Annotated in this window: 18 protein-coding genes; 16 read left to right on the forward strand and 2 right to left on the reverse strand. The window is 56.5% G+C overall.

Features of this window, described 5'->3' with window-relative positions; translation table 11 throughout:
* Positions 1-4 precede the first annotated feature (4 nt).
* The 6 genes from PQG80_RS07470 to PQG80_RS07495 all read left to right on the forward strand — a co-directional run bounded on the left by PQG80_RS07470 (position 5) and on the right by PQG80_RS07495 (position 13221).
* Entirely contained in the window at positions 5-892 is an 888-nt protein-coding gene (locus tag PQG80_RS07470) for a carbohydrate ABC transporter permease (protein ID WP_271750630.1), read from the forward strand.
* A gap of 99 nt (positions 893-991) precedes the next feature.
* Positions 992-2668, forward strand: a complete 1677-nt coding sequence (locus PQG80_RS07475; RefSeq protein ID WP_271750631.1) for an extracellular solute-binding protein — start codon at positions 992-994, stop codon at positions 2666-2668.
* A 90-nt stretch (positions 2669-2758) separates the two neighbouring features.
* Positions 2759-3418 carry a histidine phosphatase family protein gene (locus PQG80_RS07480; protein WP_271750632.1) on the forward strand — a complete coding sequence of 220 codons (660 nt, stop codon included), beginning with the start codon at positions 2759-2761 and terminating at the stop codon, positions 3416-3418.
* Between the two features lie 44 nt (positions 3419-3462).
* Positions 3463-4692 (forward strand): amylo-alpha-1,6-glucosidase, encoded by a 1230-nt coding sequence (locus PQG80_RS07485; protein ID WP_271750633.1) that lies wholly within the window; start codon positions 3463-3465, stop codon positions 4690-4692.
* A gap of 51 nt (positions 4693-4743) precedes the next feature.
* Positions 4744-7284, forward strand: a complete 2541-nt coding sequence (locus tag PQG80_RS07490) for an alpha-L-rhamnosidase (RefSeq protein WP_271750634.1) — start codon at positions 4744-4746, stop codon at positions 7282-7284.
* Between the two features lie 75 nt (positions 7285-7359).
* Complete coding sequence (locus PQG80_RS07495; protein WP_271750635.1) at positions 7360-13221, forward strand: InlB B-repeat-containing protein; 5862 nt, start codon at positions 7360-7362, stop codon at positions 13219-13221.
* 154 nt (positions 13222-13375) lie between these two features.
* Here the strand turns inward: PQG80_RS07495 and nudK are convergent, their stop codons facing one another.
* Together nudK and PQG80_RS07505 are read right to left on the reverse strand one after the other, a co-directional pair.
* A complete protein-coding gene (gene nudK, locus PQG80_RS07500) occupies positions 13376-14401 on the reverse strand; it encodes a GDP-mannose pyrophosphatase NudK (RefSeq protein WP_271750636.1) in 1026 nt (341 codons plus the stop codon).
* The gene (locus tag PQG80_RS07505; RefSeq protein ID WP_271750637.1) at positions 14398-15588 is read right to left on the reverse strand and encodes a MerR family transcriptional regulator; all 1191 of its coding nucleotides are present in this window, start codon (positions 15586-15588) and stop codon (positions 14398-14400) included. Before PQG80_RS07505 ends, nudK begins: the two co-directional genes overlap by 4 nt.
* 201 nt (positions 15589-15789) lie before the next feature.
* Between PQG80_RS07505 and PQG80_RS07510 the strand changes: the two genes are divergently transcribed.
* From PQG80_RS07510 to PQG80_RS07555, 10 genes are all read left to right on the forward strand, one after another.
* The gene (locus tag PQG80_RS07510) at positions 15790-16302 is read left to right on the forward strand and encodes a hypothetical protein (RefSeq protein WP_271750638.1); all 513 of its coding nucleotides are present in this window, start codon (positions 15790-15792) and stop codon (positions 16300-16302) included.
* The gene (locus PQG80_RS07515; RefSeq protein ID WP_271750639.1) at positions 16268-16966 is read left to right on the forward strand and encodes a response regulator transcription factor; all 699 of its coding nucleotides are present in this window, start codon (positions 16268-16270) and stop codon (positions 16964-16966) included. Before PQG80_RS07510 ends, PQG80_RS07515 begins: the two co-directional genes overlap by 35 nt.
* 130 nt (positions 16967-17096) lie before the next feature.
* A complete protein-coding gene (locus PQG80_RS07520) occupies positions 17097-18203 on the forward strand; it encodes a sensor histidine kinase (RefSeq protein WP_271750640.1) in 1107 nt (368 codons plus the stop codon).
* Between the two features lie 111 nt (positions 18204-18314).
* Entirely contained in the window at positions 18315-19709 is a 1395-nt protein-coding gene (locus PQG80_RS07525) for an MBOAT family O-acyltransferase (protein WP_271750641.1), read from the forward strand.
* 17 nt (positions 19710-19726) lie between these two features.
* Complete coding sequence (locus PQG80_RS07530) at positions 19727-20842, forward strand: hypothetical protein (protein ID WP_271750642.1); 1116 nt, start codon at positions 19727-19729, stop codon at positions 20840-20842.
* A 126-nt stretch (positions 20843-20968) separates the two neighbouring features.
* Positions 20969-21718 (forward strand): creatininase family protein, encoded by a 750-nt coding sequence (locus PQG80_RS07535; protein WP_271750643.1) that lies wholly within the window; start codon positions 20969-20971, stop codon positions 21716-21718.
* A complete protein-coding gene (locus PQG80_RS07540) occupies positions 21715-22632 on the forward strand; it encodes a GNAT family N-acetyltransferase (protein ID WP_271750644.1) in 918 nt (305 codons plus the stop codon). Before PQG80_RS07535 ends, PQG80_RS07540 begins: the two co-directional genes overlap by 4 nt.
* Positions 22633-22822: 190 nt before the next feature.
* The gene (locus PQG80_RS07545) at positions 22823-23494 is read left to right on the forward strand and encodes a helix-turn-helix domain-containing protein (RefSeq protein WP_271750645.1); all 672 of its coding nucleotides are present in this window, start codon (positions 22823-22825) and stop codon (positions 23492-23494) included.
* Between the two features lie 42 nt (positions 23495-23536).
* The gene (locus tag PQG80_RS07550; protein ID WP_271750647.1) at positions 23537-24886 is read left to right on the forward strand and encodes a cytochrome P450; all 1350 of its coding nucleotides are present in this window, start codon (positions 23537-23539) and stop codon (positions 24884-24886) included.
* Between the two features lie 83 nt (positions 24887-24969).
* Positions 24970-26352: a copper amine oxidase N-terminal domain-containing protein gene (locus PQG80_RS07555; RefSeq protein WP_271750648.1), complete on the forward strand. Its 1383-nt coding sequence runs from the start codon at positions 24970-24972 to the stop codon at positions 26350-26352.
* The last annotated feature ends 42 nt before the right edge of the window (positions 26353-26394 follow it).

Below are 26394 nucleotides of genomic sequence, written 5' to 3' on the forward strand. Positions count from 1 at the left end.
CTGAATGAGAATCACAAAGGGAGAACGGTTGTTTTATGCAGTAAACGGCACCCTGCTGCTGTTGATCGGATTTTTAGCGGCGTATCCGTTCTGGAACATCTTCGTGGTGTCCTTCAACGAGGGAAGAGACGCCATGAGAGGTACGATTTACTTCTGGCCGCGGAAATTTTCGATCGAAGCCTACCGCGCCATTTTTAACGAGAGCAGCCTGCTGCACTCCACCTATATCAGCATTGCCAGGACGCTGCTGGGTACGGTCGTAGGCGTCGTATGCACCGCGATTCTAGCCTACCTGTTATCCAATCGCGAGCTGATCTTCCGAAGAGGCATCCTGTTCTTCTTTATCATCACGATGTACTTTTCGGGGGGGCTGATTCCCGAGTTCATGCTGATCCGAGACTTGCACTTGTACAATAACTTCCTCGTCTACATTATCCCCGGCGCCATCGGCGTGTGGAACGTCATGGTCATGCGGCAGTTCTTCGAGGATCTGCCGCCGTCTCTGGCCGAATCCGCCAGGATCGACGGCGCCTCAGAGCTCAGGACGCTGCGCAGCATCATCCTGCCGATGTCGACGCCCGTACTCGCCACGATCGCGCTGATGATCGGCGTCGCGCAGTGGACGACTTGGTTCGATACTTATATGTATACGACGGGTTCCCAGGAACTATCGACGCTGCAGGGCGTGCTCGTGAAAATATTGATGGAAACGCAGATTCAATCGACGGACCCCACGCAGGCAGCCAGGCTGGAGCAGTCGGGCTCCATCCTGACGCCCGAGGTCATCAAGATGGCGACCATCACGATCACGACCGTGCCGATCGTCATGATCTATCCCTTTTTGCAGAAGTACTTCGTAGGCGGTCTAACCGTCGGTGCCGTAAAAGGATGATAGGCTTCTCGGATTTCTCGAAAGCCTACTATTCATAAATAGCTCAAAAAAAGGGAGAGACAAACAAAGATGAAAAGGTATTTGAGGTCTGCGAAATTCATGGCAGTCTCGGCAATCTGTATTGCGATGCTTGGTGCTTGCGCCAACAACGGGGGCGGCAAAAACGCCGGCGAACCGAGCGGTACGAGCGGCCCCAGCAGTCCGAGCAGTCCCGCGAGCAGTCAGGCAGCTCCGAGCAAGGAGGCGCCGATCACACTGACGATCGTCAATTCCGGCGGCGGCACGCCGAACTTCCCGACGGGCGACCCGTTCTGGGAGAACAATCCCGTCGCCAAGCAGATCGAAGAAAAGCTGAACATCAAGCTGAAGTGGGATGTGTACTCGGGCGTCGGCAAAGACAAGCTGAACGTCGTGCTCGCCAGCGGCGAATACCCGGACCTGATCATGCTGTCGGATCCGACCCGGGTCATCGCGGACAAGATCGCCATTCCGCTGAACGATCTGATCGAGCAATACGGCCCGGATCTCAAGAAGAAGTACGGCTCCGCGCTGAACATGCTGAAGCAAAGCGACGGCAACATCTATCACCTGACCAACAGCTATCTGCCCGAAGGCGCTACGCCTCCCGGCTACGGCTACAGCCTGCAGGTGCGGACGGACATCTACGAAGCGCTCGGCTCTCCGAAGCTGGAAACCTCGGATGACGTATACAACTACCTGAAGCAAGTGAAGGAAAAGTATCCGAAAACGTCCGACGGACAGACGATGTATCCGCTCAGCGGCTTCAACCGCAACTGGGGATCCCCTTACTTCGGCATGATCGCCATGGCCGGTTCTCCCGCGGATTCCAAGGTTTATGTCGGCGCCGACGATTCGATCAAGTTCTGGCCAAAAGCGCCCTGGGCCAAGGACGTGCTTATGTTCTACAACAAGCTGTACCGCGAAGGCCTGATCGATCCGGAAGCCTTCACGCAGGATTATGCGACCTGGCAGAAGTCCAAGCTCTATCCGGCAAGAGTCGCGGCTCACATCGGCGGCTGGAACCAAACGTACGACGTGCTTAAGACGTACACGGAAGCCAATATGCCGAACGCGGAAAAAATGTACTTCCAGAACTTCGTATTCAAGTTCCCGAACGGCGACAAGCCGGCCGTATTCTCGGTCAGCAAGAAGGGGATCGGGGCGCTGATCATCACCGACAAAGCCAAACATCCGGAAGCGGCCATGAAGCTGCTTAACTACCTGGCGACCGAGGAAGGCAACTTCATGGCGATGAACGGACCGCAAGGCATCCAGTGGGACATGGTCGACGGCAAGCCGACGCTGGTGAAGTCTTATCTGGATCGCTGGCTGGCAGGCGAGAAGCAAGTGAACATCGAGAAAGAAACGGGCATGGGCCATTATGCGAGACTCGTAGGCTCCGACCTGGGCAAGACCAGCTGGGGCACGTATTGGATCCTGAAGGACGACCCGATCGCGACGAACGATACGAGGGCGCAGCAGCGGGATAAAGAGCTTAGCCCGTATTGGTACGACGCTACGACGCTCGGCGATCTGATGGTGGGGGCCGATACGGATACGATGGCCAAGCAGCAAGCCGTAGACAAGCGGCTGTATGAAAATGCCTACTCCGTCATTCTGGCGAAATCCGAGGCCGAGTCCGCCGCGGAATTCGACAAGTACGTGAAGGAGCTCGATGCTGCGGGCGCCGTCGAGGTCGAGGAGTACATGACCAAGATGCACAAGCAGTACGTGCAGCAGTTGGCCGGCAAGTAACGAACGGGCACTGAACGCAAGCGAAAGGCAATGGGTGGAGATAACCAACTTCATTCATTGCCTTTATTCATGAGCAAAGGAGAATTGCGGATGAGACTCACATTAATCAGGCACGGGCATATGGCCGGAGATCCCTTCATCTGTCCCGAACGGCCGGTGGCGGGCTGTCTGTCGGACGATTGCGGCATCTTGCAGGCGGAGGCGACGGCAGAGGCATTAAAGAACGAGAGGTACGATTACGCATTCTCCTCGCCGTACGGCAGGGCGCTGCAAACCGCGGAAATCGTCCTCGACGGCAGAGATGTGGATATTCAAATTTTACCATTTCTGTACGAGTGGATGCCCAACCGCGAGTTGGAGAAGATCCCGAGCACGGCGTTCGAGGAGATGCAGCGGCAGGCCGGGGATGCCTACGCGGAGGAAACGTGGAAGACCGATATGGGCGAGGGTTACTACGACATGTGCGCAAGGATTATACCTCCTTTCCTGAAGGAATTGGCCAAGATCGGTTTGCATAGCCGGATGGGCGGCTTCGTGCCCGAAGCGCATGCGCATTCGCTCTCGGCGGCCGTATTCGCCCACGGCGGTTCCCTTAGCGTGCTGCTCGGCTTTTTGCTCGGCGTGAGGCCGTTTCCCGTCGGCAGCTTTTCTTTCGAGCATACAGGGGTGGCCGTCATCGACTTTGCGGAGCGCAAGGGCATCTATTACCCGCAGCTGGTCCTGCCGGCGCTTCATTCGATCGGCAAATAAATCGCGTACCGAAAATACAGCACAGGCGAAAGGATTCGAACATAATGAACCTGCTCGACGAAGCATACCAACAGTCCATTCTTGTCGTAGAACGATGCATGCATGCCATCGGCGCCAAGGCGTCCGCCTTGTCCGAAGGGTACAACCAGGTCTTCGCCAGGGACAGCATCATCACGTTCCTGGGCGCCTCTTTCATTGAAAATCAGGCATTCCAGGGTGCCTTCAGGATAACGCTCGAAACCCTCTCGAAGTACCAATCCAAGCTAGGCATGATTCCCTTGTCCGTCGACGTCGATCGCCCGGCGATCGAACCGAACCAGGGCGCGGTTGACAGCAACCCCTGGTACATTATCGGCCATAGCGTCTACTATGCGCGCTACAAGGATTTGCCTTTTCTGAAAAGCCATCTGGACTCGATCAAGAAAGCGATGCTGTGGCTCGAATACCAGGACAGCAACAACTGCGGACTGCTGGAGGTTCAGGAGGCGGCGGACTGGGGCGATCTGTATGCGAACCGGGGCAACATTTTGTACGACAATGTCCTCTACTACAAGGCGCTCGTCGAATACGCCAAGATTCTGGAGCTGTGCGGGGAGAACGGAGAGGCATACCGCCTGCAGGCGGAAGACGTGAAGTTAAAGCTGAATCTGCTGCTCTGGCCTGGGGACGTCGAGGAAAAAACGAGAATCGTGAACGAGCGGGGCTACAGCCAGGAGTGGCTGCGGATTATCCGGATGAGCACCGAATTGTACTGGTTCGGCAAGTTTTATCTTCCTTATGCTTCCTTCCGCGATTTCGGCTATCACTGCGACGCGCTCGGCAACAGCTTGGCGATTCTGTTCGGCGTCGCGGACCAAGCCAAGGCGGACACGATCATCGACCACTTCGTCCAGACGGGCATGAACAAGCCTTACCCGATCATGGCGAACTATCCGCCGATCATGCCCGGCGACAAGGACTGGCGCGAGTATTATCGCAACGCGCATCTGAACCTGCAATACCAGTACCACAACGGCGGCATCTGGCCTTTTATCGGCGGCTTCTACGTCGCGGCGCTCATGAAGGCGGGAAGGAAGGAATTCGCCAAAAAAGAGCTTGAAAATCTGGCAAGAGCGAACAGCGTCGGTAAACGGTTCGAATGGGAGTTTAACGAATGGCTCAACGGGAGAAGCGGCATGCCGTCCGGCATGGCCTACCAGGCTTGGTCCGCGGGCATGTACATATTCGCCTATCGGTCCGTCATCGACGAGGATTCGTTTATCCGCTCTCTCTGATCTCTCTGTCTTCCTGCCATTCGGCATAAATCCAACAAGCGGGGTTATAACATGAAGCTCACGAATCTAAGATGCGAATACCGGACCGCGCCTTTGGGCGTGGATAAACCGCGGCCCAAATTAAGCTGGGAAACGGAGAGCGCCGGGACGAATATGATCCAGGGGGCCTATCGGATCGTCGTCGCCTCGCGCCCTTCTCTGCTCGACGACGACGAAGGAGACCTCTGGGATAGCGGCAGGATCGAATCGAACGAGCAAAGCGCCGTGCGCTACGGCGGCTCCGAACTGAAGCCGAGAAGCCAGTATTGGTGGAAAGTCAAAATATGGGATCGATACGGGAATGAGTCTTCGTGGAGCGAGACCGCCTGCTTCGAAACCGGCATGTTCGCATTCGCGGACTGGGGATGCGGCTGGCTCAACTGCGAATATCCCAACAGTCCTACGGCCGTTTATTATGAACGCGCGGCGTTCGAAACGAAGCAAGGGGTCCGCATCGCGGCGGCAAGAGCGTATATCGGCGCGACCGGCAGCAAAGCGAATGCGTACGAGCTGCGGATCAACGGCTCCAAGGTCGGCGATGACCTGATCAGTCCCGGACAGACTCACTTCAGGCGGGGGATGTACCGCACGCACGACGTGACGGGTCTTCTCGCCTCGGGGCCGAATGCCGTCGGCATTATGCATACGAGAAAGGTCATCTTCCGCCTCGACATCCGGTACGTCGACGGCACGACAGAGACGATCGTCTGCGACCACGCCTGGAAGCGGCTGAAGAAGGGTCCGTATGTCGCCTTGCGCTATGCGGGCGGCAGTATATCGGAAGGAAAGGGCGAGACCTACGACGCCAGGCTCGAGCCCGTCGGTTGGGACCTGCCCGGTTACGACGACGCGGCTTGGGGCAGACCGATCCCGGATAGCGGGCCGCTGCTGCTGACCGCGCAGCCGCAGCCTATCGTTTGCGCCGAAGAGATCCGGCCGGTATCCGTCTCCGGCGGCGGGAACTTTCCGTTTCTCGTCGATTTCGGCCAGAATCTGTTCGGCACCCTCAGCCTCGCCGTCAGCGGCCCGGCAGGGACCGCCGTCACCATCCGCTACGCGGAGTGCGTCCGGGCGGACGATACGATCGACACGGGCACCACCGAAGCCGGTTGGCTGGCCGAACCGCAGCCGCATTACGACGAATACATTTTGCGAGGCGCGGGGGAGGAAGTCTACCAGCCGCGATTCTCTTGCCATGGCTTCAGATACGCGGAGATCTCCGGCTACCCGGGCGAGTTGACCGCCGATCGGATCGTCGCCAAGGTCGTGCACAACGATATTTTGGACGGCTCGCGTTTTGAGTGCGGCAGCGAGCTGCTGAACAGGCTTCATCATTGCGCGGCCTGGTCGTTCCGAGGCAACCTCGTATCCGTCCCGATGGATTGCCCCACCCGGGAGAGACAGGGCTGGCTCGGCGACGCCCATTGTCATTCCGAGGCGGACTTTTTCAATTTCGATATGGCTGCATTCTATGAAAAATGGTTCGACGATATCGCCGACTGTCAGTTGGAGAACGGCATCATCCCCCTCATTTGCCCAAGCGAAGGCCATGAATACGCCCTCGATATCCCCTGGGTTTCCGCAGTCGTTTTTATTCCTTGGGAATATTACATGGCTTACGGCGACAAGTCGTTTCTGATCCAACATTATTCCATGATGAAAAAGTGCCTGAATGTCTTCAAGGACCGCCTGAACCGTGATGGGCTGCTGCAGGACAGCATTCTGTTCGGAGACTGGTTCGGCCAATCGAAGGATATCTCGAAGCCGTACCTGGCTAGCGCCTATTACTATAGGTGCCTCTATCTATTCTCGAAAATCGCCGAGGCAGTAGGGAACGGCGCCGATGCGGCAACCTATGCAGAGCTGGCCGGTCAAGTCGGAGAGGGCATCAATGCCGCTTATCTCAGGGAGGGCGGCTATTACGACAACAATTCGCAGACGGCCAATGCGCTGGCCCTGTACCTGGGGTTCGTGCCGGTTGCCGCTCGGGCGAATGTGCTGACCAGCCTGGCCGAGGATATAAGGTCCAGGCAGACGATGACGGTAGGGTGCCTGGGCGCTGAGGCGATCATGGCGGCGCTGGCGGAAGGCGGAAGAAACGATGTCGCGTACGAGCTCGCCACGAATACGCGCCAAGGCAGCTGGGGCTACTGGATCGAGGAATACGGCGCCACTACCGCGTTTGAGAGCTTCGCGGATAATCGGTCCTCCAATAACCACGCTTTTCTGATCGGCGGGCTCGATGCCTGGTTCTACAAGCATCTGGCCGGTATATCGCCGACGAAGCCGGGTTACGAAGCGGTAAAGATTAAGCCTTACTTTGCCCGGGATCTGACGCATGCAAGCGCGCAGGTCCGTACGGTCAGGGGCATGGTGCGATCCAGCTGGAGAAGGACGGGCGCGGAGCTGGAGATGCAAATCTTGATTCCACCCAATTCCACGGCGGAAGTGTACGTACCGTCGGATGAGACGGGGACGAAATATAGGATTTATGAGGTCGGTTCCGGAGAACATCGATATACTACATCTTTCGCAGCGTTGGGGGGTGATTGACTTTCGAAAATAACTGAAGTACCTATTCGTCGTCAGGGAACAGTCACGGAACCATTCTATCGAGGAGGCACTCAGATGATGGTAAAGAATAGGCTTCGCAAAGCAATGATGATTGGGTTAACGGCAATTCTAATGGTAATTACCTTTTCAACCGCATTCGGCGGACAGGCTTACGCGCTCAAGGAGCGCGCGCCGGTCGCGTACAATCCCCAAATCTCCCATGCGAACGTGCTGAATTCGCAGTGGATGGAATATGTGCTGGTCGACAACCCCTATGTCGACGCCAATGTAACCAATACGGATTACTACACGATTACGAGCGCGAACGATCCGAATTTCTCCGGCAACGGCGTCAAGCCGGTGCTGGTGAACTACCGGTATTTTCCCGAGCAGGCGCCGTACAACCCGACCATGTCGGGAAATATCGGGAAAATCCAGGTGTTCTACCGCGCTTACCTCAAGCTGCCTTCGTCCGTTAAGTTCCAGGAAGGCAAGGACTATACGCTGACGATCGATCCCGCGGTCGCGAGCGTCGGCGCTCTGAACTTTACGTTCAGCCTCAGCGAGCCGAACCTGATGATTCACACCAACCAGGTCGGCTACCCGGCGGAAGGGAAAAAGGTCGCTTACCTGAACCAATGGACTGGGCAGGGGAGCATCGATTTCTCCGGCTACCCGAAGTTTTATATCGTGGCGGGGAGCGATGCGACCAGCGTCGGCAAAAGCGTCTACAGCGGAGACATCCTCCCGCAAAGGGATCCGATAACGAACGCCATCGTCACGGACAGATGGACGAAAAGCGTCATCTATGAGATGGACTTCAGCACATTAAAAGCGGAAGGAAGCTATCGCCTCTACATCCCGGGGATCGGCGTATCCTATCCGTTCAAAATCGACAGCCTGATCTACAAAGACGAGATCGCGTATACGATCACGCGCGCCTTGTTCATGCAGCGCGACGACGCCGATGTCGGGCTTCCGGCCGCCAATACCCACTGGAACCGCCCGCCCGCGCATGAGGACGACGCGATCGACCAGGCCGAATTCATTGACAACGGCGGGGACCTGGAAGAAGCGCGCGTCGACCTCACAGGCGGTCATATGGATGCCGGAGACCGGGGGAAATATCCGTATAATTCCGCCTATGTCGGCATCGATATGCTGCTCGGCGCCAAATATTTCCCCGAGCAGATCGAGGCGCTTGGCGAGTCGCTCGAGATCCCGGAGTCGGGCAACGGCGTTCCCGATTATCTGGACGAACTGGCGTACGAGCTCGACTGGTTGACGAAAGCGATCAATAATACGACTACCGACGGGACCTTGACGAATTACCTGCGGCCGCAGACGCCCGGCAAGCCGGATGAAGGGACGTATGAAACCGGGCAGCCGCTCACGGGCGCCGCGAACCGGTTCTTCTACAACCGGACGCAGGGACCGAACGTCGCGGAGACGCTGTTCGCCGCCGGCGTGCTGGCGCAGGCCTACAATACGCCGCTGATGCAAGAGCACCTCTCCGGCAAATCCAATGCCTATCTAAAGGCCGCGATCCGCGCGTTCAACGGCTTCAAGAAGCATTGGTACGAAAACCCCGAGGACCCCAGACGGGCACAGGACCCCGACTACCTCAAAACGAACACCTATTATGACGTCAGCCAGGAAGGAATCCCTCACTCGTGGTCCAACGAGATGCTGCTGGCGGCCAGCGCGCTGCTCGTTGCCATGGGAGACCAGAATTACATTGAGGATCCGAGCGTTCCGGACAGTCGGATCACCGCGGACGAACTGCTGCTCTATATTCAGCAGGAGATGCCCAAGCGGCCGACCCAGTACGACACGTTCAAACGCTATACCTGGGTTCTGGACCGCGCGTGGCTGGGCGTGTTCGTATCCATGTATGAAAACCCGCGTATCACCCCAGATCTCAGACAGTGGGCTTATAACTGTATCATCGATTTTGTGAATCGCGAGATGAATCACCAAACCCCGTTCGGCGCGTCGACGCAGGACGAAGGGTTCCCGGACCGGATCGGGTGGCGGTTTACGACCTCGACGCTCATGCCGATCATCGTCGGCTACGGCCTGACCGGCGACCAGCAATACCTGGATCGTATTCAACAGACCTGGGACTATACGCTGGGCAGCAATGCCGTCAGCCGTTCGTTCATCACGGGGCTGGGCGATCCGCAGCGGGAGCCGCGGTGGTTCGTCAACGAGATCAACCAGTACCAGCATGTTCAGAACAAGCTGGGAAATGGCGGCTGGATCGAGCCGCCGCCGGGTCTGCCGAACTCGGACATTCAGAGCGCCAAGTATCCGTCCTGGTTCAGCGATACGTGGAATACGGACGCGAAAACGAAGGCATTCCCGCGGTACGAAGATCATGCGGTTATGTATCGTTATACGGACTCCTGGAATACGCAAAACGAATACTCGGTCAACATCCTGTCGGCCAACGCGGCGAGCATGCTGCCGCTTATTCCGGTAGAGACGCATGCGCTTAGCGTCAACTCGGTCTACGGGGACGTCTTGCCGGCAGGCGGAACGTACACGAAGGGCATGCAGCTGAACCTGACGGCCAAAGGACACGTCGGCTACAAGTTCACGCATTGGAGCGGCGATATCGGCGGTGTCGACAGCTCCAGCAGCTCGATCCCGATCACGATGGACGAGGACCGGGAGATCGTGGCTAATTACGAAGAGGTCGAGGTGCGCACGCTCACGGCCACCGCCCAGACCGGCGGCACGGTGCAGCAGGATCATGCGGACGGCAGATACAGCGACGGCGACGTCGCCAACTTGACCGCCGTACCGGCCTACGGCTATAAGTTTGTCCGCTGGGAAGGGCAATTGACGAGCGATCAGCCTTCCGAACAGGTCACGATGACGGACGACTTCAGCGTCCATGCCGTGTTCGAAGAGCTGCCGCGACATACGCTGACGACCGTAGCGGATCCGATTCAAGGCTCCGTGAAGGTCAATCCCTCCAAATCGAATTATGTCCATGGAGACGAGGTCATCCTGACAGCCGTGGACAAATTCGGGTATCGCTTCGACGGCTGGACCGAAGTGAACAATGAAACCGAAGATCAAACGACGTATGAAGAGAATCCTGCGATCGTAATCGTCGACGCGCCCAAGCAGGTAACGGCGAACTTCATCGCCGTGCCGAAATACGCGCTTGCCGTCGAGACGCAGGAAGGCGGCACGGTCAAGGCGACCGCCGACCATCCGGCGAACGCGTCAGGTACGCTCTACGAGGAAGGCACGAAGGCGACGTTGACCGCGACAGCCCAGCCGGGCTATCTGTTCACGGGCTGGACCGGCGCCGTCACGAGCAGCGCCAACCCGCTCGAGATCCCCATGAACGGGAACAAGGCGATCACTGCCAACTTCAAGCCGGCCAACGCCTTGATGAGCGTGGATATCTCTCCGCCGGGAACGCCCGGCGCCACTTCGGTCAGCGGCGACGTCTATACGCTGACGACGACCGGCAACCAATTCGCGCAAGCGCCCGACAGCTTCCGGTATATGCTGCGGCCCGGACTTAAGGGCAACGCCGTGTTTACGGCGAAGCTCGATTCGCTGACGGCGAGCGGCACAGCCGCGGATGCCGTTGCCGGCATTCAGATTCGCTCATCGCTCGCGAGCGGTGCCCAATACGCCGCCATTATGGTGAAGAACGGCAAGCTGATCGTGCAGTCCAGAAAGGGCGGCGACTGGTACAGCACGGAAAAGACGATCGACAACGTGACCTCGCCCGTATGGTTGCGTATCGAGCGTACGATCAACCGGGACATTACGCTATCCTGGTCCAATGACGGTATCGTCTGGAATACCCCCGTTAAAGTCACGATCTGGGATTGGGACAATGCCAACCTGGAGCTGACCATCGGCTTGTTCGCTTCAGCGGGTCCGACCGGCGGTACGGCGACCGCGCAGTTCAGCCACGTGAGCTGGCCGGACATGCGCACGCTGACCGTGAACGCGAACGGACATGGCGCGGTATCGGCGGCGTCCGGCTTGTACGTGGCCGACTCCAAGGTGAAGTTAACCGCGCTGCCCGAATTGAATTACACGTTCACCGGATGGTCGGGCGCGCTTGAAGGCAGAGTGAACCCCGCATACTTGAAGATGGACGGCGACAAAACGGTCACGGCCTCCTTCGACGACATGCCGGAAGTGTGCATGCTGACCGTACAGCCGACGACAGGGGGGACGATCGAGATCGATCCCGCTTCGGCGGACGGCGGTTATGCGCCGTATACCGTAGTCACGGTCACGGCCAAACCGGCGCTAGGCTACCGCTTCGTGCATTGGGAAGGGGACCTGATCGGGACCACGTCGGAGACCGCCACGCTGATCATGGACGGCCACAAGACGATATCGGCCAAGTTCGCGTCGTACAAGGACGCGGATATCGGGACGACGTTCGCGGGCAGTACGGTGGACGATGCGGAAGGCGTCACGATCAAGGCATCCGGTCAGACCGTCTGGGGGAGCAGCGACAGCTTTAGGTACACCTACCAGGACAACCTGAGCGGAGACAGCGCGATCGTGGCCAAGGTCACCGATTTTGCGGCGACGGCCGGCGATGCCAGGGCGGGCGTCATGATCCGGCAGAGCACCGCCGCGAACAGCAATTACCAGGGCATTTTCATCTCGAAGGATAAAAAAGTATACAGCCAGTACCGGGACGGGTCGTACGCGATTCGGGAATACCTCTCGGACGCGGCCGTTAACGGCGCCGTATGGCTGAAGGTCGAAAAGGTCGGCACGCGCCTGACGACCTATACCTCCGCCGACGGACAAAACTGGACGCAGCGGGGCTCGCGGACGATCGCTTCCTTCACAGGGGCGTACACGGCAGGTTTGGCCGTTACGGCCGGTCAGGACAGCAAGTTCGTCACCGCCAAGTTCGGGCAAGTCAACTGGCCGGCGGCGCCATCGTACACGCTGCATACCGAAGCCGTTCATGGGACCGTATCGGCCGGACCTTCGGTTCCCGCCTATCCGGCGGGCTATGCCGTGACGTTGACGGCGACGGCCGACGAAGGCTACGTCTTCACCGGCTGGAGCGGCGACCTCAGCGGCAATGCCAACCCGGCGACGGTCACGATGAATGCCAATAAATCGATCACGGCAAACTTCAGACTCGCGACAGATGTGTATACGCTGACGACCAACGCGGTTCACGGGACGATCGAGCGAAGCCCGGCCCAAGCTTCCTATCCGGCCGGCGCTTCGGTCACGCTGACCGCCGTGCCCGCCCAAGGCTATGCATTCATCGGCTGGAGCGGAGGCGGATTAACCGGCAGCGACGGCCCGGCTACCGTTATCATGGATGATAATAAGACCGTCACCGCAAACTTCGTCGAAGTCAAATCGCCAACCAGTGCGGAGATCGGTACGAAGCTCGACGGCACGACTGCGCAATCCGGCGCATCCGTGACGGTGACGGGGGCCGGCGCCAACATATGGGGACAGTCCGACAGCTTCCGCTATGTCCACCTTGGCAATCTGAGCGGAGACGTGACGATCGTAGCCAAGTTAGCAGGCGTCAGCGTCTCCGGCGCGAACGTCAACTCCAATACCAAGGTCGGCCTGATGATCCGCCAGAGCGTGGCCGCGGACAGCGCCTTCCAAGGCATCTTCACCGTCGGCGGAACCGAGATCAGCGGCATCTATCGCGATCAGACGAACGGATGGGCAGCTAAAAATACCGGCAGTACGACGGAGGGAACATGGCCGATCTGGCTAAAGGTCGAAAAGATCGGAAATGTCATCAAGACCTACGCATCGGCTGACGGTGCGACCTGGACGGAGAAAAGCTCTCGGACGATTACCTTCACCGGGAATTTCACGGCAGGTTTGGCCGTATCTTCGGGTACGGACTCCAAGCTGGCCGAAGCCGTCTTCAGTCAAGTGATTTGGCCGTAATCGCAAGCTGAGCTTTTGACAAGCTGACCTTGGCCCTGTGCCGGTGTCAGCTTGTTTTTTGATTTGCGGGGATGATCGGAAAGGCTTAAAGCGCCTTGAAAAATGACCCGGTTCAAGTTCCTCGTTCAACCAGTCTTCTCTCTCGGCAAAAATATTATTCTGCGTTAGGATGATCCCGTTCCGCCCGGCGAGTCGTTTCATTTGAACGCAGAGGCAGGACATGCGGAAGATCCGCCGGACGTTCATATACAAGCAGCCCTTTCTCTCTTGCAAGGCGAACCATTTCATCGGCCCCCGCGGATGCGCCTCCGACGCGAAGCACGGCATCGCAGTGGTCCAATAGGCGTATCGAAGAGGGATGGAAGATGCGCGTGAATATATCGTCTCCGAGCGAGACGGATCCCGCCGTGGCGATCAAGGGCAATGCGTACCACTCCCCTAACACCGGCAGGTGCCCGGCTTCGTAAACTCGAAGAGCGATTTCGTTCATGCGCTGCATGTTTTCTTGAATTTTCGCGGGGTCGTCGCCCGTTCCCGAACGGTAGGGTCCTGCAATCAGAACGTGCAGGGTCTTGGGCGCAGCCGTCTGCAGTAGACCATGAATATGGGCGTATTGAAGCAGCATAATCGTTTTGCCGTCGCGGATTTCTCCGTTTTCGACCATTTGCATGGCCTGAGCGTAAGGGAGTTCCATCACCTCGATGTTCTCCTGTTCCTCGTCAAGTCCGCCCCCCGTACCGATCGCCATGTCTTCAGCATATTCGGCGACGAAGAAATGCAGGATTTCCGTCACGGAACCTGGCGACATATACGCCTCCCCGATCTTCTGCACCCTGTTGATTCGATATCCGGTTTCTTCCTCCGTCTCCCGAAGGATGCTCGTTTCCGGCGTCTCCTTGTCGAGCAGTCCGGCACAGGCTTCGATCAACATGCCCGATCGGTTCCCGTTCTTGTAGGTCGGCATGCGGAATTGCCGGGTTAACACGACCGTTTGTTTTTGGCGATTATAGAGCAGTATCGTGGCTCCATTGCCACGGTCGTATACTTCGCGGGATTGAACTTCCCATTGTCCATTGCCTTTCTCGTAATCGAATGTGACTTTCTTTAAGACATACCAGTTATCCGACAGCAGCTCTTCCTTGATGATTCGTATTTGAGGCAGCGGCTTCGCTCCGTTCATGGACGTTTCCTCCCTATGATCATTCCGTTTTCTTTGGTCATACGAATGACCCCGGCTTGCTTTAACTGGTCCCCGACATGGTCGCGAAAGCGTTCCATGAGTGGGCCGACCAGCTTTTCTCTCGCATTCATGGGCGTCGACACCATATATTCGATGAGCGGTTCTGCCTCATTCACCAGCAGCTCATCCTGATATTGAAGTACGCGAAGATCCGTAAAATGGGGGGAGAGGTATGCTAACCCGTTATCGAGATGGAATCTGAATATAGCCGTATCCAAAACGCGAAGATCAGGGTCGAACGATGCGGCTAAGTCTTCCAGCTCCCGGAGATGCCGAGTACTCATGGTCGACGCGAAGAGCATCCCCCCCGGTTTGAGGACGCGGTGCAATTCTGCGACGGCAACGGGGATCTCCGCGACATGGTAGAGCATGTTGCACGCAAGTATCAGATCGAACTGTTCCTCGTGAAAGGGGAGTCGATGGGCATCGGCCGGCAAGAACACAAAGCGCGATGACTCATGGCCTAACCGGGAACGGGCCGCCTCTACCATTCCGTTCGATAGGTCGGTAAGGGTCACGCGCCAGCCCTCGGGAATCCGGTCGGCGTTGCGCAGCCAGAAGGTTCCGTCTCCGCAGCCGACTTCCAGAATGCGGGCATTCGGTGGAAGCTCCAGCCGATCGAACAGCCAACGATGCCAGCCTAACGGATTCGCGCTGAATTTGTCGTATAGATGGATGCGGGTTTGAAGACGAGTCGACGTCCGATATTGCTCGGACCAGTTTTCTTCGACCTGCACGGCTCGAATGAGTTCTTCAAGATGAGCCCAACCGGTTCCATTCCCCAACGTCCTCAGCGACTTGCGAATGGCTTGTACAAGGTGTTCCGCATGCGCGATCTTCTTCTGCAACACGTCCAATTGGGCTTCCAGAGAGCGCTGCATGCCATCTTCGGACAGGGGTTCCCGATCTAAATTATCTTTTATTTCTTCGAGAGACAGCCCCACATATTTCAGGGTTTGAATGCGCTGCAGACGTTCTAAATCGCGAATCGCGTATTTGCGCGCGGCACCGGAGAGATGTTCCTGCGGCGTCAGGAGCCCGATCTGATCGTAATATCTTAAAGTTCTTAGCGTGACCCCCGTACGTTTGGCGAGCTCGCCGGTCGTTATATATTCTCCAGTGGCCATAAGCTCCCTTCCTTTCTCATTGCGCTGATCTTGCTTTTTCTAAGTATAGCGGGTGACGTTACGTAACCTGCAAGCACTAATTTATAGATTGCGTAGGCGGGTGAAAACAATGGCGCACGATAACGGCACTATTTTGACTATAGATCGTCTTATTCTCTGATTATCCAAATCCTGAAGTGAATTCAAAAGGGAATGGTGTAGATGAGAGCGCTAGTCTATCTTGCGATCGGAGTTTGTGCGGGGCTGTTATGGGGATTCATCATCGCCACGGGCGGAAATAGCTCGGAACGGATGGCAGGCAAGGTCGTTCAGAAGGAATGGGACCTGCTGATGGAGGGGCGGACGATCGGCAAAGCGCTGGTCATTAACGAAAACAGTTATGTGGCTGTTAAGGATGTGGTGGCACTGACGGACCTCGAGGCGCTTCAGCAGGGAGATCAGCTGTTTCTCCTGTTGAGCGGAGAACCTTTTCGACTGCCGAAAGGCATCGGTCTTGACGATGTGAAGCGTAAGATCGAATTCGTTCAGAAACGCATTCAAATCCTTCGGGCACAAGGGCCGGCGCAGACGGAATCCCTCGCGCTTCTGGCGTCCAAGCTCCAAGCGGAGCTGGCGGTATATGACAACTGGAAGACGGAACTGGAGCTCGGTGAAACGGTGGACGAACGGGGGGGAGCGAATGGCGCCGACAGGAACGATTCTGATCGTGGATGACGAACAAGACATTATTACCTTGATGCAAATTTATTTACTTAATGAAGGATACCGGTTACTGACGGCATCGAACGGTCTGGAAGCCATCGAATTGCTGTCTCTTCATCCCGTCGATGTCGTCATACTCGACGTGATGATGCCCCATCTGGATGGGATTGAAACTTGTATCCAGATCCGTAAAAACAGCGACGTTCCGGTTATTATGTTGTCGGCGAAAAGCCAGGACATCGACAAGATCCGAGGCCTGAGCATCGGAGCGGACGATTATGTGACCAAGCCCTTTAACCCGCTTGAACTGGTCGCCCGGATTAAATCGCAGATTCGCCGGTATAATCGGTACCGGAACGACCGCAGCCGGGACGACGGCCAGTTCGAGATTGACGACCTTGTCGTCAATGTGTCCACCCACAAGGTGTCTGTGGACGGGCAAGAGGTGAAGTTAACGCCGCGGGAGTTTGCCATTCTGCATATGCTTGCTGTTAATAGAGATCTTGTGATGAGCATCGAACGAATTTATGAGGAAGTCTGGCAGGAGCCGTACGTCGATTCCAAAAACACGGTGATGGTCCATATCCGGAAGCTTAGGGAAAAGATCGAACGAGACCCGCAGCGTCCGAGGTATATTAAGACGATATGGGGAATCGGGTACAAGCTCGAATCCTAATGAAAAGAGGCTCAGGCGCATGCAAACGTCTTGGTTTTTCTCGCTGAAATGGATATACCTGGGGTACTCCGCGGCCAGCGCTTCCGTGACGGCGGCGATCCTATACATGATCTACCGGACGATGTCCTTCATGATCGATTATCCGCCGTTTTCTGCCGTCATCGTGTATCTGGTCAATCATGTTGGCTCGGGAACTATGCTGACTTGCGTCGGCGTGCCGCTGTACCTGTTCGTCTATCGGGAAATGACGCGGCGAGTAACAGTTCGGCATCAAATGGTTGAGCAACAGGCTCGAAGTCTTGCCCAAGGAAGCCTGGGGACGCCATCCAGGCTGCCGGGCAAGGATGAGACGGCGCGGTTGTCCGAACTTCTCGGCAACGTCGCCTTCCAGCTTCATGCCTATTTCGAACGTACCTCGGTTGGTCTTGCGGAGCTCGCGGGCGGAAATTTTCAATACCGGCTGGAATCCGGACCGGAGGATGAACGCTGGTCGCAGCTGACGGAGCGCATCAATGCAATGGCAGCCCAATTAGAGCGCTCAATCAAGGACGAGCGGAATGCCGAGAAGTCCAAAAACGATCTGATCACCGGCGTTTCGCATGATCTGCGTACGCCGCTGACTTCTCTTCTGGGCTTCCTGGAAGTCATCCAGAGCGACAGGTACCGGGATGAAGCGGAGCTCCGGCATTACATCGACATTATTTACAAGAAGGCACTGACGCTTAAGAAGCTGATCGATGATTTGTTCGAATATACGCGGATTTCCGGCGGACTTCCTGTCATCAAGGAGGAACTGGATCTGCTCGGGTTTATGCGGCAGCTCGCCGAGGAATATGTCCCCGAGCTTGAGCGGATGACAATGGCTTGTAGGGTGGAGTCCGACATGCAACGGCTGTCCGTCAGGGCAGACGGCGAACTCCTGGCCAGATGCTTCTCCAATTTGCTGGATAACGCCATTCGGTACGGAAGCGGAGGCGGGGCGGTAGAGATTCAAGTCTCTACCCGTTCCGAATATGCATGCGTCCGCGTGATCAACTACGGCGACCCTATATCCATACAAGATCTGCCTTATCTGTTCGAGCGCTTCTACAGAGGGGATACGGCCCGCACGTCGGGAGGATCCGGTCTTGGCCTCGCCATCGTCAAGAGCATTGTACAAGCCCATAGCGGCGAAGTCGCCGTTCAGAGCAGTCATAGCCGAACCGTATTCGAGGTGCGTCTGCCGCTTGAGCCATAAAGTTTTTTTATTTTTTCATCAATTGTTAAGAAAATGATAAGCATTTCGGAACATGCCCGTTAAGCAGCAGGCGTTATAGTAATCGTGTCCTTATGGAAAGGAGACGCTGCAATGCTGTTTAACAGTTACCCGTTTATTTTTGTATTTCTGCCTGTTACGGTTGCGGGATATTTTCTGTTGGCCCGCCTTCGTGCCCGTACGTGGACACAGCTGTGGCTGGCTGCCGTATCGCTCGTGTTCTATGCGTGGTGGAGCATCGAATACGTGCCGCTCCTCCTTATGTCCATCGGTTTTAATTTCGGCATGGGCAGACTGCTTGCACGAACGAGAAAAGAGAGCGTCGGAAAGCGGCGGGCCTGGCTGGCGGCGGGAATCGCCGCGAATCTGCTATTGCTCGGATGGTATAAATACGCGAACTTTTTTGCCGGCACGCTAAGCGATTTAACAGGCTTTGAATTTACGGTCCGCAGCGTCGTGCTGCCGCTAGGCATCAGTTTCTTTACGTTTACCCAGATCGCTTACCTGGTGGACGCGTGGCGCGGCACGGCCAGCGAATACAATCTTGTAAACTATGTCCTGTTCGTCACCTTTTTCCCGCACCTGATTGCGGGCCCGATCCTTCATCATCGCGAGATGATGCCGCAGTTTGCAGATGAAGGAAGCGGGCGGCCGCAGTGGACGAACATTTATCAGGGGACTTATTTTTTTTGCATGGGACTGGCCAAGAAAGTCATCGTCGCAGATACGTTCGCCGGCTACGCGAATGACGGTTTCGCTCATGCAACGGGCTTCTTCGGGTCGTGGGCGGCCGCTCTCTCCTATACATTCCAGCTGTACTTCGACTTCAGCGGATATTCCGACATGGCGGTCGGCATCGCGCTGTTGTTCAACGTCAGACTGCCGCAAAATTTCGACTCGCCGTACAAGGCGGCCGGCATTCGCGATTTTTGGAGACGTTGGCACATGACATTGAGCCGCTTCCTGCGCGATTACATCTATATTCCGCTGGGCGGGAACCGCAAGGGAGAGATACGGGCTTGCCTGGGTGTTCTGGTTACGTTCCTGATTGGCGGTCTCTGGCATGGCGCCGGCTGGACTTTTATCGTGTGGGGAGCCTTGCACGGCATGGCGCAGATCATACAGAGGCTATGGTCGCTGCGGATCGGCGTAAAGCTTCCGTTTCCCGTCTCTTGGCTGCTGACCTTTCTGTTTATTAATGCAACTTGGGTGCTGTTTCGGGCGGAAGACCTGCAGCAAGCAGAGAGATTGCTAGCGGGCATGGCAGGATTAAGAGGAGGAGGAAGCACGGCTGAATTCCTGGCTAACCTCGTACCCCTGCTGTTAGCCGGAGCAGGTCTGCTGCTCGTCCTGCTGCCGCGCAATGTTAACGCCGCCGCGGCGTCTTTGCGGCCAAGCACCCGCCTGGCGTTTACGGCCGCTCTGCTGTTTGTCCTATCGCTTCTCTTTTTGAATCGTATACAGCCTTTTTTGTATTTCAACTTCTGACCGGAGGAACAACGACCATGCATGCACCCTCACTCATTCCAGCCGAGCGTTCGGCAGCTATTCTCGCCCAGAAAAAGATGGGACAGTTCGCGTTGTTCGCGATTCTGATATCCATCATTACGGCCGCAAGCGTTATGTTCACCGATCCGCTGCAGATCTACCACCGCCAGGATTGGTACACGCCCGTATTCTTCAAAGAGGAGCGCTACCAGAATGCCGGCCTCGCTCGAACGCAGGACTACGACATCATCATTATCGGCAGCTCCATGACGGAAAACTTCCGGTCGTCGCAAGTCGGAGCGGAACTGGGCGGAAAGGCGCTGAAGCTATCCATCTCAGGCTCGACGGTCGACGAGCAGTACAAAACGGCAAAGCTGGCTCTGGAGACGGGGAAGGTAAAAAAGGTGCTCTGGGGCATCGATTATTTTTCTCTAAAAACGGAGAGCGGGGACAACAAAGATTTTCCCGATTATTTATACGACAACAAGTTATGGAACGATTATCCCTATTGGTTCAATTACACGTTTTTTAAACTGTGGCTGCGGGGACTTCAGCGAACGCTGGAAGGCGGCCCTCCTACGAATCTGGATCTCCTGAACAATTGGGATCATGCCGTAAAGTTCGGGAGAGAAAAAGCGTTAACCGCCTACGAGCGTGCTTTAAAATCGGAGGTCGGCTATGGCCGGAACGAAGAACCGTTAGACATCGTACGCGCCAATTTCGACAGGTATATTCTTTCGCTTGTCCGGGCGTATCCCGAGGTCGAATTTATGTTCTATTATCCGCCTTACAGCATTCTAAGGCAGCAGGTCTGGTACAAGTTGAATCCGACCCGTTTTCAAAATCAGATGCAGATGCGCAAGCTGATGTTCGAAGCCTTCGACCGATATCCGAACGCCGCCGTGTACGACTTTCAGAACGAACGAAGCTGGACTTATAACCTCGACCTGTACAGCGATTTATCCCATCATAAAGGTTTAATTAATGATCGGATCTCGGAAGCGATCGGGCGCCGCGATGCGAAGTACCTCCTTACTGCCGAAAATATCGAGCAGCTAAACGAACGACTGGAGATGGATGCAAGATCCGTATTCCTGAATAAAGAAGGGGACGTAATAAACAATTCCTTGTAGCCGATATCCGATAAGGATACGCATCGTCCGTCGGCTTGTTTGCAAATGCCTAATAAAACATTAAAAATGGCTGTATTGGCCGCGCGGCGCCTTCCTCACATAATGGAATAAAAGGGAGGCGTCTGCATGCTGACTATTTTTCATTCGAAGAAAGATTTCGAAGCGTCCGATTGCCGGATCGCCGTGCTTCCGGTAGGCGCTACTGAGCAGCATGGCAGTCATCTGCCGGTGGGGACGGATACGATTTTTGCGGAGCACTTCTCGAGAAGGCTGGCCGAAGAGCTGGATGCTTACCTGCTGCCTGCCATCGCCATCTCCTCGTCCATCGAGCATCGGAAGGGCAAGGGCACGGTATACCTGAAGTCGGACACGCTGGCGCTGGTGCTGCGGGATATTGCCGAATCGCTGCAGTATTCCGGCTTCACGAAGCTGATCATCGCCAACTTCCATGGGGGCAACTGGATCATCAAGCCAACGGTTCGGAATCTGAACCGGGAGCTAGGGGGCTTGCAGACGGTCCTGCTGTACGCGGGCGATGTGGCGAGACCCCGATACGGAGAGATATTTAACCATGTCCAGGGCGACATTCACGCCGGCGAGATGGAAACCTCGCTCATGCTGCACCTCCATCCGGAATACGTATCGGACATTAAGGTCCAGAAGAATCCCGTATTATTCCCGCAGGCGTACATGGATTACTTCGATGTCGGCGAGCTCACTGCGGACGGGTACTGGGGATTCCCGGAGGAAGCGACCGCCGAGAAGGGAAGCAAGGTCATCGAGCTCATGCTGCATGAAGGCTTGAAATACATTGAAGAGCTGGAGCGGGTCACCCTTGAGGTGAAGGCGCGGCACGCCAGGGAGACCGGACAATGACGGGAACGCGGATCCGGCGACTCACCGAGCGCGACATCCCTTTTGCGATGGCGCTCAAAAATATCGCGGGCTGGAATCAGACGGAGGAGGACTGGCGGGGCTACCTCGCCTTCGACCCCGAGGGCTGCTATCTCGCCGAGTTCGGCAGGGAGCCCGCAGGGACGATGACGACGATCCGCTACGGGGACCGATTCGGATGGATCGGCATGGTGCTGGTGCATCCCGATTATCGGGGCCGCGGCATCGCCACGGAGCTGCTTCAGCTGGGCATCCGCTACCTGCAGGAGAGCGGGGTGCGCTGCATTAAGCTGGACGCCACGGCGATGGGGAAAAAAGTATACGTCCCGCTTGGATTTGTGGAAGAGTACGACGTACGCAGGTACGAGCTGAGCTGCTCGCCGCCCGCAAGCGGCTTGAAGGTCGGGGCCATATCCGATTCCGCTTCCGAGTCTGTATACAAGTCCGGGTCCGGGTACAAGGTCGAGGTCCGGCCCTTATCCGGGGACCTTCTGGATGAGATCGCCGCCTACGATGAGATCGTCTTCGGCGCGAGCCGGAGGGCCGTGCTGGATCGGCTCTCGTCGAGGGACGCGCACTACTCTCTGTATACGCGAGACGAACGAGGAATCACGGGATATATGATGGCTCATCAAGGATATGAAGCCGTCCAGATCGGACCTTGGGCGGCATCGGATGCCCATACGGCCGAGATGCTTCTGACGGCGTTGCTGTCGCAGATCGGACACGGCAAAGTTTTCTTCGACCTGCCTGTTCCAAATGCCGAAGGCATTGAGCTGGCAGAAAAGCATGGATTTCGAATTCAGCGGGCGTTCTGCCGGATGTACCTGGGCGAGAATGAATGTGCCGGCTGGCCGGCGAGGATCTACGGAACATCGGGCGCAGAAAAAGGTTAAGCGTGGGATGGGTCCCCAGGGATACCGCTTACACTTATACGACGGAAAATACGCTCGGAGCAGAGCGTATTTTTTCCGTTTTTTTTGCTTTTTTCAAAAAAATGATACTCATAGTCCGTCGACTCCGTCGCTTATTACCGATTAACATGTAGTTACGGCTTTGGAATTTACGCGCTGAAGGATGTTGCCCATGAGTATATTACAGGACTTCGGTTTGCGGCTCAAAGAGCTGAGGCAGCGGTCGAGTATGTCGCAAGATATGCTGGCGGCCCGTTCCGGGCTGGATCGCACCTATATCGGCGGGGTGGAACGCGGCATTCGCAATATCTCTCTCAAAAACATCGAGCTGCTGTGCAATACGCTGGACGTCGACATCAGTTACTTTTTTGATCACGAACGGTTCTCCCTGCATACGACGTCACTGAAAAACGATCTGGATCGGCCGCTTCCGGATCGCTTCAATTATCGCGTAGAGACAGCGGACAACCTGATCATCTGGCAAGTAACGGGCGCGATCAGCCTGGATGAGATCAAACAGATCTCTGCGGATCTGAAGGCCGTCTGCCGAACGCTTGACCCCGGCCGTGTCAAGCTGCTGATCGACAACAGGAAGATGATGCTCTGCGGGCAACCGATCGTGTTCCAGCACGAGGTTACGGAAAAGTGGGAGGAGCTGCAACGTTGGTTCCTGCCGTATTGCGAGCAAGTCGTGGTATTGTGCAACTCCAAACTCATGCAGAACCAAATGAACCGGCTGGCCAAGCGGAGCGGGATCATCCAGGTGCAGAAAAGCCTCTATGTCGAGGGAGAGGCCTGGCTGACCGAAGAACTTGACCCGGGTCCTTTATTCGAGGCGCGTTGAGCGGCCGTCCTATGCCACATCATTCTAAAAGGGAGCGAAATCATGAGCTCGTCACAAGCAACGTTGGAGCCGCAGGGGCCAAAAGGCTCTTGGCTCGGCGGCAACCTGATGGACTACCGGAAGGATCCGCTCGGATTCTTGACGGAGCTACAAACCAGATACGGAGGGGTAGCTAAGATTCGGTTCGGTCCGCAAAAAATGTACGTCATTTACGACCCGATGCTGCTCAAGGAACTGTTAATTACCAAACAAGAACAATTCGTTAAGCTCAAGGCTTTCGAAGAAGCAAGGCTGTTCGTCGGAGACGGCGTCGCGACCAGTACGGGGGAGAAGCACAAGCGGGTAAGGCGGTTGATCCAGCCGCACTTCACCAGAGCGCACGTACATAAGTATGCCGTGCAGATGGCGGATATCGTGGACAGCGAGCTAAGCGGCTGGAAGGTGGGCGAGCATCGTCTTCTCACCGACGATATCTCGAACATGACCTTCGCGATTATCGCCAAGACGCTATTCAGCTTAGAGGGCAACGCATACGCAAGCGCGATCCGCGAGCCGTACGAACTGATTAACCGGATGTGCGCCGAGCGCATGCGCTCGCTCTTCTCGATGCCGCTGTTCGTCGCCACGGCGAAAAACAAGGCGTACAAATCGGCGCTCCAGGCGCTGGATCGCGGCGTCTACGACATCATTAAATATCGAAGGAAGAACCCGGAAGCCGGGGAAGGCGATCTGCTCTCCGTGTTGCTCGCGGCCAAGGACGATCAAGGAAACGGCATGACCGACCAGGAGCTCCGCGACGAGCTGATGATCATGTTCATCGCCGGCCACGAGACCTCGGCCAACGCGCTCGCTTGGGCCTTCTCGTACATCCTGCAAATGCCGGAGGTAGAGCGGAAGCTGTACGAGGAATGGGATCGGGTCCTCCAAGGCGATCGTCCCACGGACGCCGATTATATGCAGCTCACCTACACGCAGAACGTGTTGTGGGAAGCCATGCGGCTGCGTTCTCCGAGCTTTTTCACCGGTCGCTCCGCGATCTGCGACGTAGAGCTTGGTTCTCTCAAGGTGAAAAAAGGTCAATCCGTCCTGTTCAGCCCCTATGCGATCCATCACAATCCCGCTTACTTCCCGAATCCGGAGTCGTTCATCCCGGAGCGGTTCGAGAACGATTACCTGAAGCGCATTCCGCAGTTCTCTTATATCCCGTTCGGCGGCGGACCGAGAGGATGCATCGGCAACCACTTCGCGATGCTCGAGATGGTCATCGCCTTGTGCATGATCGGTCAACGCTATCGTCTGCAATTAAAAGCCGGGCATCCGCCCATAGAGATGGAGCCGCTCATGACGCTGCGGCCCAAAAACGGCATCGAGGTCCTGGTCGGTCGGCGCTAGCCCGCTGTAATCGCCTAGCCCGCTGTAATCGCTTCGCATACGCGGAGAAAAGAAAAATGGAAAAGAATACGGGAGGATGGAACATGAAATCATTGCGCAAAACGCTGCAGTCCGCAGCTATCGGGGCGCTGGCCCTGCAGAGCTTGTTCACGGGCGGCGTCGCCTTCGGAGCGGACGTGGCGGCCACGTCCCAGCTGGTCAAGGAGTTCCGCTATTTGGATAAGGAGCTGGACCGGATCTCCCTGGAGAAGACCGGCGCGCCAGACGGTACGAGGGACGGTCACCTAAGCTTGCTGATCGACGCAGGCGAAGGCACGGAGATCAAATCGATCGTCATGAAAACGGCGGACAGCGCGGGGACCGATACGGGGCATGGTATCTGGGCGAGCTGGAAGGAACCGAGCGACATCGGCAAGTACCTGCTCGCCGTCGAGCACGACGGCAGGACGCTGAACACGACGTTTAAGGAAACGCTCGGACAGTTCAAGGGCGTGAACCAGTTCGAGCTGTATGCGTCGGACAACAACAGCATGAAGGATGGCGAATACTATTATCTGGAGATCACGACGGGCACCGGTATCGTCAAAACGGACGTAACGCCCTTCAAGGATGCCGATACCTCGTATGCGCCCGTCATCATCCGTCAGTTCGCTTCCGCCGATCTGACCCAGGATAAATTCGGCAGCGCCTTTTACGGCGAGGACGGCAGTCCGGACGGGCACTTTAAGCTGAAGCTGGCGTTCGCGCAGAAGACGAAGGTGCTCTCCGTCATTCTTCGTCCGACCGACGAAGACGGCAAGGAAGTATCGGCCGGCATCTGGCGTACGAACCGCGCCGGCGTAGGCTGGCTGCTGGGGATCATGCAGGACGGTAAAGCGGTCAATCCGGAATTCAACAAGGATGTCACGGCTCCGGTCGGTTCGTTCCGCGGCACGGTCTCGCTCGACCTGTACGCGACGAACAACGGTTCGATCAAAAACGGTCAGCATTACGTCATCGAGGTCGAGACGCAGTTCGGTACGGTCAAATCCAAGCCCATCGAGTTCGGCAATAAAAACTCCATTTTCACCGACAGTACGGTGTTCCCGTTCAAGACGATCTCCTTCAAGCTGAATTCCAAGGACGCAGCCGTGGACGACAAGAGCTTCAAGCTTGACGTTGCGCCGTTCACGCTGAACGGACGTACGATGGTGCCGCTGCGGTTCATCAGCGAAGCCTTCGGCGCCAAGGTAGGCTGGAATCAGAAAGAGCGCCGGGTCACGATCGCCAAGGGCGCCAACACAATCGAGCTCGTGATCGACAAGAAGGAAGCCGTCGCGAACGGCGGGAAGGTCCTGCTGGATTCGCCCGCTATCGTGCGGAACAACGTCACGCTGGTGCCGGTTCGATTCGTCAGCGAGTCGCTGAAGATGAAGGTGTTCTTCGAAGAAGGCGAGCTGTTCGTTACGGACGCCATCGAGCAATAAGCGATTGATCCAAGCTTCCGGATGTCTTCCGGAAGCTTGTTT

The sequence above is a fragment of the Cohnella rhizoplanae genome, assembly GCF_948329515.1.
Classification (GTDB): domain Bacteria; phylum Bacillota; class Bacilli; order Paenibacillales; family Paenibacillaceae; genus Cohnella; species Cohnella rhizoplanae.

Excerpts from the sequence above, each read along its gene's own strand:
- PQG80_RS07520 (WP_271750640.1), top strand. The coding sequence starts at position 17,097 with ATGATCGATTATCCGCCGTTTTCTGCCGTCATCGTGTATCTGGTCAAT.
- PQG80_RS07540 (WP_271750644.1), top strand. The coding sequence starts at position 21,715 with ATGACGGGAACGCGGATCCGGCGACTCACCGAGCGCGACATCCCTTTT.
- PQG80_RS07535 (WP_271750643.1), top strand. The coding sequence starts at position 20,969 with ATGCTGACTATTTTTCATTCGAAGAAAGATTTCGAAGCGTCCGATTGC.
- PQG80_RS07495 (WP_271750635.1), top strand. The coding sequence starts at position 7,360 with ATGATGGTAAAGAATAGGCTTCGCAAAGCAATGATGATTGGGTTAACG.
- PQG80_RS07505 (WP_271750637.1), bottom strand. The coding sequence starts at position 15,588 with ATGGCCACTGGAGAATATATAACGACCGGCGAGCTCGCCAAACGTACG.
- PQG80_RS07490 (WP_271750634.1), top strand. The coding sequence starts at position 4,744 with ATGAAGCTCACGAATCTAAGATGCGAATACCGGACCGCGCCTTTGGGC.
- PQG80_RS07530 (WP_271750642.1), top strand. The coding sequence starts at position 19,727 with ATGCATGCACCCTCACTCATTCCAGCCGAGCGTTCGGCAGCTATTCTC.
- PQG80_RS07550 (WP_271750647.1), top strand. The coding sequence starts at position 23,537 with ATGAGCTCGTCACAAGCAACGTTGGAGCCGCAGGGGCCAAAAGGCTCT.
- PQG80_RS07515 (WP_271750639.1), top strand. The coding sequence starts at position 16,268 with ATGGCGCCGACAGGAACGATTCTGATCGTGGATGACGAACAAGACATT.
- PQG80_RS07555 (WP_271750648.1), top strand. The coding sequence starts at position 24,970 with ATGAAATCATTGCGCAAAACGCTGCAGTCCGCAGCTATCGGGGCGCTG.
- PQG80_RS07480 (WP_271750632.1), top strand. The coding sequence starts at position 2,759 with ATGAGACTCACATTAATCAGGCACGGGCATATGGCCGGAGATCCCTTC.
- PQG80_RS07475 (WP_271750631.1), top strand. The coding sequence starts at position 992 with ATGGCAGTCTCGGCAATCTGTATTGCGATGCTTGGTGCTTGCGCCAAC.
- PQG80_RS07485 (WP_271750633.1), top strand. The coding sequence starts at position 3,463 with ATGAACCTGCTCGACGAAGCATACCAACAGTCCATTCTTGTCGTAGAA.
- PQG80_RS07510 (WP_271750638.1), top strand. The coding sequence starts at position 15,790 with ATGAGAGCGCTAGTCTATCTTGCGATCGGAGTTTGTGCGGGGCTGTTA.
- PQG80_RS07525 (WP_271750641.1), top strand. The coding sequence starts at position 18,315 with ATGCTGTTTAACAGTTACCCGTTTATTTTTGTATTTCTGCCTGTTACG.
- PQG80_RS07470 (WP_271750630.1), top strand. The coding sequence starts at position 5 with ATGAGAATCACAAAGGGAGAACGGTTGTTTTATGCAGTAAACGGCACC.
- nudK (WP_271750636.1), bottom strand. The coding sequence starts at position 14,401 with ATGAACGGAGCGAAGCCGCTGCCTCAAATACGAATCATCAAGGAAGAG.
- PQG80_RS07545 (WP_271750645.1), top strand. The coding sequence starts at position 22,823 with ATGAGTATATTACAGGACTTCGGTTTGCGGCTCAAAGAGCTGAGGCAG.